General features: G+C 69.9%; 15 protein-coding genes. 2 read left to right on the top strand and 13 right to left on the bottom strand.

What is annotated here, in order from left to right; translation table 11 throughout:
- Positions 1-222 precede the first annotated feature (222 nt).
- Positions 223-1248 carry a chemotaxis protein CheB gene (locus ACFQUV_RS07760; protein WP_129609176.1) on the top strand — a complete coding sequence of 342 codons (1026 nt, stop codon included), beginning with the start codon at positions 223-225 and terminating at the stop codon, positions 1246-1248.
- 27 nt (positions 1249-1275) lie between these two features.
- Here ACFQUV_RS07760 and ACFQUV_RS07755 read toward each other — a convergent pair whose 3' ends face one another.
- From ACFQUV_RS07755 to ACFQUV_RS07735, 5 genes are all read right to left on the bottom strand, one after another.
- A complete protein-coding gene (locus ACFQUV_RS07755; RefSeq protein ID WP_165363901.1) occupies positions 1276-2100 on the bottom strand; it encodes a Crp/Fnr family transcriptional regulator in 825 nt (274 codons plus the stop codon).
- A gap of 209 nt (positions 2101-2309) precedes the next feature.
- On the bottom strand, positions 2310-2723 hold the full coding sequence (locus tag ACFQUV_RS07750) for a DUF6894 family protein (RefSeq protein WP_129609174.1): 414 nt from the start codon (positions 2721-2723) through the stop codon (positions 2310-2312).
- Between the two features lie 203 nt (positions 2724-2926).
- Positions 2927-3109 (bottom strand): hypothetical protein, encoded by a 183-nt coding sequence (locus ACFQUV_RS07745; protein WP_129609173.1) that lies wholly within the window; start codon positions 3107-3109, stop codon positions 2927-2929.
- Positions 3106-3270: a hypothetical protein gene (locus ACFQUV_RS07740; protein ID WP_165363899.1), complete on the bottom strand. Its 165-nt coding sequence runs from the start codon at positions 3268-3270 to the stop codon at positions 3106-3108. Before ACFQUV_RS07740 ends, ACFQUV_RS07745 begins: the two co-directional genes overlap by 4 nt.
- Positions 3271-3404: 134 nt before the next feature.
- Positions 3405-3977 (bottom strand): hypothetical protein, encoded by a 573-nt coding sequence (locus ACFQUV_RS07735; RefSeq protein WP_129609172.1) that lies wholly within the window; start codon positions 3975-3977, stop codon positions 3405-3407.
- A gap of 185 nt (positions 3978-4162) precedes the next feature.
- Between ACFQUV_RS07735 and ACFQUV_RS07730 the strand changes: the two genes are divergently transcribed.
- On the top strand, positions 4163-5053 hold the full coding sequence (locus ACFQUV_RS07730) for an alpha/beta fold hydrolase (RefSeq protein WP_129609171.1): 891 nt from the start codon (positions 4163-4165) through the stop codon (positions 5051-5053).
- Positions 5054-5149: 96 nt separating this feature from the next.
- Here ACFQUV_RS07730 and grxD read toward each other — a convergent pair whose 3' ends face one another.
- The 8 genes from grxD to ACFQUV_RS07690 all read right to left on the bottom strand — a co-directional run bounded on the left by grxD (position 5150) and on the right by ACFQUV_RS07690 (position 13977).
- A complete protein-coding gene (gene grxD / locus ACFQUV_RS07725; protein ID WP_129609170.1) occupies positions 5150-5485 on the bottom strand; it encodes a Grx4 family monothiol glutaredoxin in 336 nt (111 codons plus the stop codon).
- Between the two features lie 128 nt (positions 5486-5613).
- Complete coding sequence (locus tag ACFQUV_RS07720; protein ID WP_129609169.1) at positions 5614-6090, bottom strand: RidA family protein; 477 nt, start codon at positions 6088-6090, stop codon at positions 5614-5616.
- 316 nt (positions 6091-6406) lie between these two features.
- Complete coding sequence (locus tag ACFQUV_RS07715; protein ID WP_129609168.1) at positions 6407-6646, bottom strand: BolA family protein; 240 nt, start codon at positions 6644-6646, stop codon at positions 6407-6409.
- 153 nt (positions 6647-6799) lie between these two features.
- Positions 6800-9013: a phosphoribosylformylglycinamidine synthase subunit PurL gene (gene purL, locus ACFQUV_RS07710; protein ID WP_129609167.1), complete on the bottom strand. Its 2214-nt coding sequence runs from the start codon at positions 9011-9013 to the stop codon at positions 6800-6802.
- A gap of 137 nt (positions 9014-9150) precedes the next feature.
- On the bottom strand, positions 9151-10122 hold the full coding sequence (pssA, locus tag ACFQUV_RS07705) for a CDP-diacylglycerol--serine O-phosphatidyltransferase (RefSeq protein ID WP_129609166.1): 972 nt from the start codon (positions 10120-10122) through the stop codon (positions 9151-9153).
- Between the two features lie 140 nt (positions 10123-10262).
- Complete coding sequence (locus ACFQUV_RS07700; RefSeq protein WP_129609165.1) at positions 10263-10529, bottom strand: hypothetical protein; 267 nt, start codon at positions 10527-10529, stop codon at positions 10263-10265.
- 522 nt (positions 10530-11051) lie between these two features.
- Positions 11052-11828, bottom strand: coding sequence for a phosphatidylserine decarboxylase (locus tag ACFQUV_RS07695; RefSeq protein ID WP_280176758.1), 777 nt, complete (start codon positions 11826-11828; stop codon positions 11052-11054).
- Between the two features lie 148 nt (positions 11829-11976).
- Positions 11977-13977, bottom strand: coding sequence for an ABC transporter ATP-binding protein/permease (locus ACFQUV_RS07690; RefSeq protein WP_129609163.1), 2001 nt, complete (start codon positions 13975-13977; stop codon positions 11977-11979).
- Positions 13978-14023 lie beyond the last annotated feature (46 nt).

Genomic DNA, 14023 nt, shown 5'->3' with positions numbered 1-14023 from the left:
CTCGCCGACCGGCACCGATCCTGTCCGCAGACCGGAGCGTCGTGATGAACAGGGCTCCGGAAACGCCGCCGCGACGTTTCCAAATCGAAGGTTTCGGATGCGAGATTATCGCCCGCCATACCGACTGACAATCGACGGGCGCGGGGACGGTCGGGTGGCCGACGCAGGAACGGTGGCCGGATCACCCGCGTTGAAACGATAAACCGATCGTGGAGCACGGGCTTGGGGCAACGCGACATCGTGGCGATCGGGACCTCGGCCGGCGGCGTCAAGGCGCTGATCGAGCTGGTCGGCGCCCTCCCGGCGCGTTTTCCCGCCGCCGTGCTGGTGACCATCCACCTCCCCGCACATCTGCGCTCGGTGCTGGACGAGCTGCTGTCCCGAGCGGGGCCGCTGCCGGCACGCTTCGCCCGCGACGGCGATCGCGTCGAGCCCGGACACATTCTGGTCGCGCCGCCCGACCGTCACCTGCTGCTCGACGGCGACCGCGTTTGTCTCGGCCGTGGACCGCGCGAGAACAACACCCGGCCGGCGATCGACCCGATGCTGCGCTCGGCGGCGCTGTGCTGCGGGCCGCGGGCGATCGGCGTGGTGCTGACCGGCACGCTCGGCGACGGCGCCTCGGGGCTGCGGACGCTGGCCGCCTGCGGCGGCCTGGCCGTGGTGCAGGACCCGGCGGACGCGGAGTTCCCCGAGATGCCCCGCACGGCGCTCGAGCGGGTGAAGGCCGATCATGTGGTGCGGCTGGCCGAGCTGCCGCGCCTGCTCGAAGCGCTTATTCATTCACCTGTCGGGGAGACGCGACAAGTGCCCGACAAGCTCCGCTACGAGGTCGAGGTCGCCCGTAGCGGGCAGACCAACATGGATACGATGGAGCATCTCGGGCGGCGCTCCATGCTCACCTGCCCGGACTGCGGTGGCGTGATGTGGGAGTTCGACGACGACGGCGAGCCTGCCCGCTACCGCTGTCACGTCGGCCACGCCTACACGGCGGAGACGATGAGCCCGGCGCTCGACGAGAGCCTGCGGCGGGCGCTGGCGGTGGCGCAGCGCAGCCTCGAGGAGCGGGTCGCACTGGTGGAGAAGCTGGCCCGCGACTCGGAGCGGAACGGTCGCGGCATGCTGGCGGCCGACTGGCGGGCGCGGGCCCGCGACTACCGGCGCGAGGCTTGCATCATCGACGGCGCGATCCGCCGCCTCGATCAACTGAAGGCAGACCGGCTCGACGAGCCCGGGTCGCCGGGCTGACGGCTCGCATACGGTCGGGCCGGCGGCTCAACCGCTCCGGTTCGCCGCCTCGGCCGAAGGCCGATCGGCGCCGGCCCCGTCGGCCCGCGACGCGACCAGCCTGGACGGCCAGCGCGACGGCCCGAGCGAGGCGCTGCACGAGCAGGCCGCCCCCCGCAGCCCGGTGTGATCCAGGATGGTGATGACGCCGCGCTGATACCGGATGATGCCGGCGGCCTGCAAGTTCTGGGCGATCAGCGTCACGGTGGTGCGACGCAGGCCGAGCATCTCGGCCGCGACCTCCTGGGTGACGGCGACGACATCGCTGCCGGTCGCCTCGGCGGCGCGGGCGAGCCAGCGGCCGAAACGGGCATCGGCGCTGTGGATCGCGTTGCAGACGGCGACCTGCTGGGCCTGAGCCAGAATCCACTCGCGGCAGACGAGCTCCACCCGATGCAGCTCCTCGCTCTGCCGGCTGGCGGCGGCGAACTCGCGTGCCGGCATGTGGACGAAGGTACCGGATGCGTGCACCACGCCACTCGCCGGTGCGGTCGGCGCATCCGCTCCGCCGTCGAACCCGACGGCGCTCTCGCGGCCGACGCTGCCGACCTCCAGGGCTGCGCCCGGCTTGGCCGCCACGACCAGCGAGATCATGCCGGAGACAGGAAAATAGACCCGATCCGGCCGCTCGCCGCCCTTCCACAGCACGTGGCCGTCACGGAAGAAGCGCTCGCGCAGGAACGGCTTGAGCCGGCCGAACGCTTCCGGCGACAGAGCCGCCAGGACTCCGTTCGACGTCGCGTTGCCGCCGCGTGACAGGGCGGCCAATTTGCCGTTCGGACCGGCGGCTCCCGGCAGACCGAACTCGCTCATCGCTGAACCTTCGGATTCGAGACAGCAGCTTTCGGACAGAGGGCCGTGGTTGCCCGCGGGATCACGATCGATGTGCATCTGCCTCGTCGAGGACGGCAGCGCTGTGCGATCGACGACATACCCGGTGTGGCCGGTCGCGTACGGAGGCCCACCACGTTATCAGCCGGCCTAGCTCTTTGTCTCGTCCGAAACGGGCCGTCGTCCCGACCCTAGGTGGCAGGGCGGTCGGGCAAGGTCCGCCCGTCCAGGGCGACCAGATACGGCAGACCATCGGCACGCGCCATCGTCCCCCTCAACTGGCGGATGCTGAACCTGACGTCGTGAATGGCATTCCCAAGGGAGGCCGCACCGACCACCACATCCCGCATCGCCTCGCGCAGGTGCAGCGGCAGATGCAGCAGCGTCGGGTCGATTTCGACGAAGGGCACTTCGAACAGCAGCCGACGCTCGTCGTCGCAGACGCGCAGGCGCCAGAAGCGCGTCGCGGCCTCGCGATGCTGCATCAGCTCGCGCGCCACTCCTTCGGCGTGGAGCCGGGCCGCGGGTTCATCCGGCAGCGTCGTGCCGTCCGGGTCCAATGTCACGCCGCCGCGGTGAATCAGATTGAAGAAGAAGGTCGGCATCGATCGCGGCCCTCCCCGAGCAAGACGGCCCGCGACACAACGCATCGGGACGGAATTCGTTCCAGGGTCTCCGACGATATAGCGAGTCTCCGCCCCTGTCGCGGGTCCTGCCGAAGAGCGCGATCGGTGTCGTCTGGCTTACAAGACCGGCCGAGGTATTTTCGACGGCGAACCGAGGTCCACTTCGCCGGACAATGCTCTAGCTAGACGAGATCGTTGCTGACGCAGTAGGCGAAGGCACGGCGACGGCGATCGTCTGCGTCTCCGTCGGGGCGCGTCTCGGCCGGCTCCGCCTCGCGGCGCGGGCGAAGCGGCGGCGGCGGCTGGACCAGCGCGGCGCCCTCGCTCGAGCCGCGCGCCCAATCGCGATAAGAGACGGCGCTCACCGGGCGCCTCCGCGGGCCTGCTTCTCGCGCCACTTGGGGCCGGGGCCGCGCATGTAGTGGCGCTCCGGCCAGTAGCGGGGATCGGGCGGCCCGATCAGCAGGCCGGCGACATCGGCGACACGCGCCAGCAGCAGTCGTTTCATGGCACGCAGGATGGGCATGACGGTCAAGTCCTCTCGTGATCGTCCTGCCCGTCAATGTGCCGATGCCCCCATAGGGTATCGAGACGGCTCGACCCGCCGCGCCATAAAGGTCCCATAAGGTCCGGAGCCGGTTCCAGTGTCCCCCTACGGCATCAGCGCGCCGCGGCCGGCTCCGCGGCGCGCCGATCGAGCAGGCCGGCCACCAGCAGGCCGATCAGCGTCACCAGGCTCGCCACGCTGATGGCGTTGACCACCAGCATGGCGGCCTCCTGCTCGGGCGAGACGCGCACCAGCGGGGCACCGAGGAGGCCACCGAGCCACCCATAGGCGAGGAACGGCAGCGCCAGCACCGGCAGCGCCAGCAGGCGCTCGCGCGGCCGCACCAGCACGGCGGCGAGCAGCGCGCAGGGGATGAGGAAGAGGTCGAGCCCGCTGCCCCGCCCCAGCGCCTTGATGGCGAGCAGCGTGTTGGCGACGCCGACCACCGGCAGCAGCAGGCGGCCGATGAGCGAATTCCACCGGGCCACCGCCGGCACGGCGAGGAAAAACGGCGTCGACAGCAGCGTCAGCCAGGCCGGCCAGGCGGCGGAGCCCGCGATGGCGTGCAGATAGAGCGGATAGAACGGCTGGTTGCCGACCACCACCAGGGCGACGGTGGCGGCGGCCGCGGCGAGCGGATCGTCGACCGCCGCATAGGCGCGCAGACGCGCCACGAGATCCCGCATGCCCCCTCTCCTCACCGTCGCTCCGCCAGCACGAACACCGGATGCACCACAGCCACCCGCACCGAGCGTTACGCCGGAGCAAGCCGGCGAGATCACCCGGCCCTGCGCATCAGGCCGCCCGGCCAGGAACCAAACACTTCACGGCCCGGTTCTCCCGCCGGAACACCCCGAAGCCGAGAGGCTCCATGCCGGACGAGACCACCGATCACGCCGTCGTTCACCGGACCATCACGGTCGGCGGCGTCGAGGTCTTCTATCGCGAGGCCGGCCCGCGCGATGCGCCGGCGCTGCTGCTGCCGCATGGCTATCCGTGCTCGTCGTTCCAGTACCGACGGCTGATGCCGGCTCTCGCGGACCGCTGGCGCACCCTCGCGCCGGATTTCCCCGGCTTCGGCTATAGCGGCACCCCAGACCCGCGAAATTTTGCTTATGATTTCGATGCCTACGCCGAATTCCTCGACACGTTTGCGAGCACGCTGGGGCTCGCCCGCTACGCCCTCTGGCTGCACGACTACGGCTCCCAGATCGGCCTGCGCCACGCCATCGCGCGGCCGGAGCGCATCGCCGCCCTCATTATCCAGAACGGCGACATCTACGCCGATGTGCTCGGCCCCAAATACGCGACCATCCGCGCCTACTGGGACGCCCCGTCACCGGCCACCCGGCGACCGCTCGAGGAGGCGGTGAGCGAGGACGGCTTCCGGCACGAGTTCGTCGGCGAGGTCGACGACGCGGTCGCGGCTCGGGTGACGCCCGACCTGTGGACGCTGCACTGGCCACTGATGGATACGCCGGTGCGCCGGGCGCTGTCGGTCGGCCTGATGGAGAAGCTCGAGGCCAACCTCGCCTGGTTCCCGCGCTACCAGGATTACCTGCGCACCCGGCGGCCACCGGCCCTCATCGTCTGGGGTCCCGAGGACGGCTACATGCCGGAGCCGGCGGCCCGCGCCTATCTTCGCGACCTGCCGGACGCCGAGCTGCACCTGATCCCCGGCGCCGGCCACTGGCTGCTGGAGACGCATTTCGACGCGGCGCTGCCGCTCGTGCGCGACTTTCTCGCCCGCACCCTCGGCTGAGCGATCACCAGCCCGCCAGCCGGAGCACCGGCGTAGGCGGGGCGGCGCGCCGCCCCGGTGCCGAGCATCAGGCCGGACCGACGCCGGCCGCAGCCGTCAGCCGGCGGTCTCGCGGACTGAGATTCCCTTGTCCTTGAAGAACTGCTGGAGCTCGTTGGCCTGGAACATCTCGCGCACGATGTCGCAGCCGCCCACGAACTCGCCCTTCACATAGAGCTGCGGGATCGTCGGCCAGTTGGAGAAGTCCTTGATGCCCTGGCGGAGATCGTCGTTCTCGAGGACGTTGAGGCCCTTATAGGGCACGCCCAGATAGTCGAGGATCTGCACCACCTGCCCGGAGAAGCCGCACATCGGGAACTGCGGCGTGCCCTTCATGAACAGCACGACGTCGTTGGACTTCACTTCGTTGTCGATGAATTGCTCGATGCCCATGATCGCGTCCCTTGGGGCCGGCAGCCCAATCGCAGCCGGACCCGCATGTCACGAATATGTAGCCGAGGACACGGGATGTCACCAAGCCCCCTGAGCGAGCGAAGCCCCGTGGCCCCTCGAATCAATATTCACTTTTTCGCAGGGGCATAGAACGTGCCCTCCACCTCGCAGATGTCGTCCTGGTTCAGCCGGTCGACTTCGATAATGGTGCGCGGCGGATAGGGCCCCTTGCCCCACAGCTCCTCCTGCACCTTGTTCACCAGCGGACGAAATCGGTACATGTCGGTGACGTAGACCACCAGCCGGACAGCGTCTCGCAGCGACGCTCCTTCCGATTCGGCGATCAACTTCATGTTGAGGAACGCCTGGCGGATGCGGGCTTCGTCGCCGTCGACGAGGCGGTTGGCAGCCGGGTCGATGCCGCGCATTCCTGCCACGAAGACGAAATCTCCGGCCCGAGTCCCGAGGTTCCAGGTGCCGGTGGGCTTGATCGCGCCGACCGGCGCCAACGTCTTCACCCCGTTGGGGGACAGGTCCTGCGCTTGGACTGGGCCACAGACCAGCAGGGCGAGCGCCGCGAGCGCGGCGAAACCAGGGCGGATCATGTCACCTCCGAAGGAGACCGACGAGAACAGGGAGACGACGCCCGGATTGCCGAACAGAAGACGCCGGACCGAACTCCGGGACGCCGCGCGACACCGCGGTCCGGCCGCCTCGGCCGCTCCCGTTCCGGCCTCGTGGCCGAACGGATGGAGGGATGCGGTCGGCCGGACGGACCGCCTGAATAATAGGCGCCACCCACCCACCGTCCAGCGACCGCCGCGGGCCGGCGCCGCTCGTCACTACCGCCGGCGCGCCGCCTTGCCGGCGGGCCGGCCGTGGTCCAGCAGAAGGTCGCGTGCCGGCCGGCGGCCGTCAGACTCAAGCCCCCTTCGGGGTGCCGGTCTGCAAGGCCAGGGCGTGCAGCTCGCCGCCCATCTCGGCCTTGAGGGCCGCATAGACGAGCTGATGCTGCTGGAGGCGAGTCTTGCCGCGGAACGTCTCGGAGATCACCGTCGCGGCGTAGTGGTCGCCGTCGCCGGCGAGATCCCGGATGGTCACCTCGGCATCCGGAATGTGCCGCTTGATCAACGCTTCGATGTCGTTCGCACTCATCGGCATGGCGGTCTCCGCACCCGTCCTCGATGGTCGCCCGGTCTCGGCGCCCTTGCTCCCTGAAGGGAACTCCGATCCGGCCGGATCGGAGCCCACTCCGCACGTTCTTGGTGGGCACATTCTGTCCGGCGAGCAGGAGGGCCGCTCGCCGGCGAGGCCCTAGGCGGCGGCCGCCGCCATGTAGGCGGGCAGCCACTGCTCGAATCGCTCGGTCAAGGCATGTAGCCCAATCGGGCGCTCACCGGAAATCGCGAGCGCGTGGCCGCCGGTGACACCGAGCCGCACCACCGGAACGCCGGCCGCCGCGGCCCGCGCCGTGACGGCGGCGACCGCCTCGCCCTTGGTGGTGACCACGTAGCGGGCCTGGTCCTCGCCGAACCAGAAGGCGTGCGGCGGCACGTCGCCGACCGCCCGCGCATCCAGATGCGCGCCCAGCTCGCCCGCCATCGCCATCTCGGCCACCGCCACCAGGAGGCCGCCGTCGGAAACGTCGTGCACCGCGGTGACGAGGCCGTCGCCGATCAGGCCACGGACCAGATCGCCGTTGCGCTTCTCGGCGGCGAGATCGACCGGGGGCGGCGCCCCCTCCTCGCGGCCGCAGACATCGCGCAAGTAGACCGACTGGCCGAGCCAGCCGACGGTCTCCCCGACCAGCAGGATGGTCTCGTCGGCGGCCTTGAAGGCGACCGTGGCGCTGCGAGTGACGTCGTCGAGCACGCCGACGCCGCCGATCGTCGGGGTCGGCTGGATTGCCTTGCCGTTGGTCTCGTTGTAGAGCGACACGTTGCCGGACACGACCGGGAAGTCGAGCGCCCGGCACGCCTCGGCGATGCCGGCGATGCAGCCGACCAGTTGGCCCATGATCTCCGGCTTCTCGGGATTGCCGAAGTTCAGATTGTCGGTGACGGCGAGCGGCCGCGCCCCGACCGCGGTCAGGTTGCGCCACGCCTCCGCCACCGCCTGCTTGCCGCCCTCGACCGGGTCGGCCTCGCAATAGCGCGGCGTCACGTCGGTGGTCATCGCCAGGCCCTTGGGGCCGTCGAGCACCCGCACCACGGCGGCATCGCCGCCCGGACGCTGCATCGTGTTGCCGAGGATGACGTGGTCGTACTGCTCCCACACCCAGCGCTTGCTGCACAGGTCGGGGGTGCCGATCAGCATCTCCAGCGCCTCGGCCAGCGTCGTCTTCGGCTCCACCGCGGCCGGATCGATCACGGCGGGCTTCTCGGTCGGGACATGCGGGCGGTCGTAGACCGGCGCCTCGTCGCCGAGCTCCTTGATCGGCAGGTCGGCCATCACCACGCCGCCGCGCTTCACCACGAAGCGCTTCGACGGGTTGGTCTCGCCCACCACGGCGAAGTCGAGCCCCCATTTGCGGAAGATCGCCTCGGCCTCCTGCTCCTTCTCGGGCTTGAGCACCATGAGCATGCGCTCCTGGCTCTCCGACAGCATCATCTCGTAGGCCGTCATGCCGGTCTCGCGGCACGGCACCTGGTCGAGATCGAGGGTGACGCCGAGGTCGCCCTTGGCGCCCATCTCGACGGCCGAGCAGGTGAGGCCCGCGGCGCCCATGTCCTGGATGGCGATGACGCAGCCCTTGGCCATGATCTCCAGGCAGGCTTCGAGCAAGAGCTTCTCGGAGAACGGATCGCCGACCTGGACGGTCGGGCGCTTCTGCTCGGCGTCCTCGTCGAACTCGGCCGACGCCATGGTGGCACCGCCCATGCCGTCGCGGCCCGTCTTGGAGCCGAGATAGACGATCGGCATGCCGACGCCGGAGGCCGCCGCGTAGAAGATCTTGTCCGCCTCGGCGAGGCCGAGCGCGAAGGCGTTGACCAGGCAATTACCGTCGTAGCTCTTGTGGAAGCGCACCGAGCCGCCGACGGTGGGCACCCCGAAGGAGTTGCCGTAGCCGCCGATGCCGGCGACGCAGCCGGCGACGAGGCGCCGGGTCTTCGGATGGCTCGGCGACCCGAACGACAGCGCGTTCAGGCAGGCGATCGGCCGCGCCCCCATGGTGAAGACGTCGCGCAGGATGCCCCCTACCCCGGTGGTCGCACCCTGGTAGGGCTCGATGTAGCTCGGGTGATTGTGGCTCTCCATCTTGAACACCGCCGCGAGCCCGTCCCCGATGTCGATGACACCGGCGTTCTCGCCCGGCCCCTGGATCACCCAGGGGGCGCTGGTCGGCAGCGTCTTCAAGTGGATCTTGGACGACTTGTACGAGCAGTGCTCGTTCCACATCGCCGAGAAGATGCCGAGCTCCGTGAAGGTCGGCGTCCGCCCGATGAGGGCGACGATGCGATCATATTCGTCGGGCTTGAGCCCGTGCTGGGCGATCAGCTCGGGCGTGATGGTGGGCTCGTGACTCAACGGCGTGGCCTTCGTTGCTGCGGCCGGCACGCGGGCGCGGCGGCGCTTCGGGCGAAGGCATCGCCCGCCACGGCGCCGCCGTCAACCGCCTCCGGCGGGGCGCTGTGCGGCGACCCGCGAGAGGATCGCCAACGCAGTCAGTTGAGGCGATTCGGGCGGTCGCCCTGGGCGCTGCCGTCGCCGGCGGGCGGCGCTGCCGTCGGCCCGGTCCCGGGTGCACCCGCCGCCGGTGTACCCGCCGCAGCGGGTTGGCCGGGCGACGCCGCGGGTGCGGCCGTCCGGGTCGCGGCGGCCCGGTCGGCGGCGGCGCGATCGGCATCGGCCTGGGCCTGGCGGCGGTACGACTTCCAGCCGAGCGGCAGCACGCCGAGATAGACCAGGGTGCCGACCGTCAGCACTTCCCACGGGAAGCTGATCAACAGCGCGAAGAACAGCACCGCCAGCACGAAGGCCGGCAGCACCATCTCGGGTGCCACCCGGGTGCCGAGCCGCTTGCCCGACCACACCGGCAGCTTGGAGATCATCAACAGCCCGATGGCGAGCGTGTAGATCAGCACCAGCGTCATCGGGATGATCGACTTCGCGACGCCGAGGAACTGGAGGTAGATCGGGAACAGCACCACGATGGCGCCGGCCGGTGCCGGCATGCCGGTGAAGAAGTTGGCGGCCCAGGCGGGCCGGTTGGGGTCGTCGATCATCACGTTGAAGCGGGCGAGGCGCAGGCCCCCGCAGATCGCGAAGACGATGACGACGATCCAGCCGATATTGTTGAAGACGTGCAGGCCCCAGAAATACAGGATCAGGGCCGGGGCGACGCCGAAGTTGACGAAGTCGGCGAGGCTGTCGAGCTCGGCGCCGAACCGCGAGGTGCCGCGCAGCAGGCGGGCGAGACGCCCGTCGAGCCCGTCGAGCACGGCCGCGAACACGATGGCGCCGAGCGCCACCTCGAAACGCCCCTCGGCGGCGAGCCGGATGGCGGTGAGCCCGGCACACAGCGACAGCAGCGTGATGACGTTGGGGATGAGGGTGCGGATGGGGATCGGACGGAAGCCGCGCAGGCGCGGGGTGCGTCGATCACGTTCGGGATCGAAGGGCGGGAACAGGGACATGGCGGGCGAACTATAGAACCCCGCCGGCGGTTCCGCCACGGATTCCGGTGCGCAGCCGACCGTCACGCACCGGAGCCGATCTCATCGCGCGGCGGATCTCATCGCGCGGGGGACGCCGCCGTCGTCCGCCGGCCGGTCGCTTACAGTCCGGCCCGATCACCCGCCCCTGCCGGTGCCGGAGCGCGCCAGACATGGCCGGTGATCGCGGTGCTCCTCACGGAATCGCCGGCGCGCCCCTTGCGGATCGCCCGGGCCACCTCGGCCCAGTAGCGCGCGCGCTCCGGCCGGCGGAAATTGCGCCGCTGCATCCGACGCGCCACCCCGTAGGCACGGGCGCCGAACACCACGAGCAGGAGACGGGCCTGGGTGGCCGCGGGAATCTGGTGGTCGATCTTGATCCGACTCATCGCTCGCCTCGTCATGGATGGTGTGCCGCGCCGAGGTCGGCGCGACCGTCGAAGCGCGGCCGCGTGAAGTGGAAACTCGAACACATTCCAATCGGAACAAGAAAAAGATCTGCTCGGTCAGGCTATCGATATGCCCGACTTGGATCTTCCATGTGTTGTTCCGGATTATGAGCCGCCACAGGCCGCCCCGAGAGAGAGGACGACACGAAGTCGGCTTCTTGTTTATTATCGTTGTGCAGACGCCTCGAAGTCTTCTTGTGATGTTGTCGGCCACGGCGCCGGGGTTTTCAACCCTTACTGAAATACCGTTGTCGGGCCAGACTCACGAATCGGCCCCCACATTAGAGAGGTTCCAAACTAGCCGCGCGCCGCCTCCGCGGAGCGGCGGCGACACGGACTCCGTCTGTTCCTGGAATGCACGCCCGGATCGGCGGCCCACAGCCCGTACACGCCGCGCCGGCCGGCCTCGTACCGGCCGTCACCCCGACGGCGCGCCGCGCCCGGCCCTACTCGGCCCGACGACTACCCGACCCGATAGGTGCGGCCCGGATCGCTCACCTTGAGGTCGGCGATGACGGTCTCGCCGGCCAGCATGGTCTGCCCCTCGGCGACCAGCGGCCGGGTGCCCTCCGGCAGATAGACGTCGACCCGCGAGCCGAAGCGGATCATGCCGACGCGCTCGCCCGCCCCGACCGTCGCCCCCTCGCGGGTGAAGGTGACGATGCGCCGCGCGATCAGCCCGGCGATCTGCACCATGCCGATCCGCACGCCCGACGGGGTGGCGATGACGAAGCCGTTGCGCTCGTTGTTCTCGCTCGCCTTGTCCAGCTCGGCGTTGAGGAACAGGCCGGGCGTGTAGGCGATGCGCTCGATGCGGCCGGCCGTGGGGCTGCGGTTCACATGCACGTTGAACACGTTCATGAAGATCGAGACGCGCAGCAGCGGGGCTTCGCCGAGGCCGAGCTCGGCCGGCGGCTTGGCCGGCGCGATGCGGGACACGCGACCGTCGGCGGGCGACACCAGGATGCCGTCGCGCAGCGGCGTCACCCGCGGCGGATCGCGGAAGAAGTAGGCGCACCACAGGGTGAGGACGACGCCGATCCAGCCGAGCGGCGACCACAGCCAGAACAGGACGAGACTGACCAGCGCAAAGGCGCCGACGAACGGATAGCCCTCGGAATGAATGGGCACGAGCTGGGAGCGAATCGAATCGACGATGGACATGGGTGCTCTCGAAATGGCTTCGGCGCGCCGGGCAGGCGCGCGCGTCCGTCTTTGAGTCGGTCGCGTTGGTAGCACATCGCCGCGCGGCTCGCGCGCGGCGGCGCCCCCTCGTCCACCGCCGCCGGCCGGCGCCCCCAGCGACCCGTGGCCGCGCCGGACGGCCGCGGCGCGTGGTGGCGCGGCGCAATGGCGCCTTCGGGCCGTGCGGCCACGGCGCCGCCGGTCAGGCGACCGGCTCGGCGCGGTCCTCCGGCGGCCCCGTCGTGGTGTCCGCCTCCTCGGCCACCGCGGTCCCCGCCGCGGCGCCTGCTCCGGCGGCGAGCGGCGCCGTGCCGGGCGGATCGCGGTTCGGGGCGGCGGCGGGCTCGTCGACCTGGGCGAGCTTCTCGCGCGCCTCGTCGGCCTCGCGCTGGCGGTTCCACATGGAGGCGTAGAGGCCGCCGGCTTCGAGCAGCGCCGCATGAGTGCCACGCTCGACGATGCGCCCCTTGTCGAGCACGATGATCTCGTCGGCCCCGACGATGGTGGACAGCCGGTGGGCGATCACCAGGGTGGTGCGGTTCTTCGACACCTGCTGGAGCGCGTCCTGGATCTCCTTCTCGGTGTGGCTGTCGAGCGCCGAGGTCGCCTCGTCGAGCAGCAGGATCGGCGGCCCTTTCAGGATCGTGCGGGCGATGGCGACGCGCTGCTTCTCGCCACCCGACAGCTTGAGGCCGCGCTCGCCCACCTCGGTCTCGTAGCCCTTCGGCGCCATGCGGATGAAGCCGTCGATCTGGGCGAGCCTGGCGGCCTCCTCGACCTCGGCGTCGGTCGCCTCCCAGCGGCCGTAGCGGATGTTGTAGCGGATCGTGTCGTTGAACAGCACGGTGTCCTGCGGAACCATGCCGATGGCGCTGCGCAGCGAACCCTGGGTCACCGCCCGGACATCCTGGCCGTCGATGGTGATGCGGCCGCCGGTGACGTCGTAGAAACGGTACAGGAGCCGCGAGATGGTCGACTTGCCGGCCCCCGACGGGCCCACGATGGCGACCGTCTTGCCGGCCGGTACCTCGAAGCTGAGCCCTTCGAGGATCGGCCGCGACGGCTCGTAGGCGAAGCGCACGTCCTCGAACCGGATGGCGCCGGCCTTGACGGCGAGCGGACGCGCGCCGGGCGCGTCGGCCACCTCGGTCTCGCGCTTCAGGATGCGGAACATCTGCTCGATGTCGATCACCGCCTGCTTGATCTCACGATACACCATGCCCATGAAGTTGAGCGGCTGGTAGAGCTGGATCATCATCGCGTTGATCATCACGAAGTCGCCGATCGTGTGGGTGCCGCCCTGCACCCCGATGGCGCACATCGCCATCACCACGGTGAGCCCGATGGTGAAGATGATCGCCTGCCCGGCATTGAGCACGGCGAGCGACGTGTACGCCTTGACGCTCGCCTCCTCGTAGCGGGCCATCGAGCGGTCGTAGCGGCGCGCCTCGCGCGCCTCGGCGTCGAAATACTTGACCGTCTCGTAGTTGAGCAGCGAGTCGATCGCCTTGGTGTTGGCGTCGTTGTCGCTGTCGTTCATCTTGCGGCGGATGCCGATCCGCCACTCGGTGGCGATGTAGGTGTACCACATGTACAGCGCCACCGTGGCCACGATGGTGGCGACGTAGCGCCAGTCGAACACCCACAGGAGGACGCCGACGATCAGGGCGAACTCGACCACGGTCGGCACGAGCTGCAACAGCACCATGCGGACGATGATCTCGATGCCGTTGCGGCCGCGCTCCAGCACCCGGGTCAGGCCGCCGGTCTTGCGCTCCAAGTGGAAGCGCAGCGACAGCCGGTGCATGTGCTCGAAGGTGAGGATGGCCAGGCGCCGCACCGCGTGCATGGCGACCTTGGCGAACAGGCCGTCGCGAAGCTGGGTCAGCACCGCCATCAGGATGCGCGAGCCGCCATACGCGATGGTCAGCGCGATCGGCGCGGAGGCGATCCAGGCGAGCGTCGTCGCGTCCACCCCGGTGGTGCCGGCCGCGGTCAGCGCGTCGGTCGCCCACTTGAAGGTGAACGGCATCAGCACGGTGGCGAGCTTGGCGCCGAGGAGCAGCACCAGCGCCAGCATCACCCGCCCCTTGAGGTCGTCGCGCTCCGCCGGCCAGATATAGGGCCACAGCGCCAGAAGGGTCTTGAACAGACGGCCGCCGTCGGCGGACACATCGCGGGATTCGGGCGCGTTGGGTCTCATCGGGTCTCTTATCGCGGAGTTCTCGTGCGCGGCGGCGTCGCCGCGC

It is taken from the genome of Rhodoplanes sp. P11, assembly GCF_964266735.1.
Taxonomy (GTDB): domain Bacteria; phylum Pseudomonadota; class Alphaproteobacteria; order Rhizobiales; family Xanthobacteraceae; genus Rhodoplanes; species Rhodoplanes serenus.
Note: the sequence above shows the minus strand (reverse complement) of the source record. Positions and strands in the feature narration are given on the sequence as shown.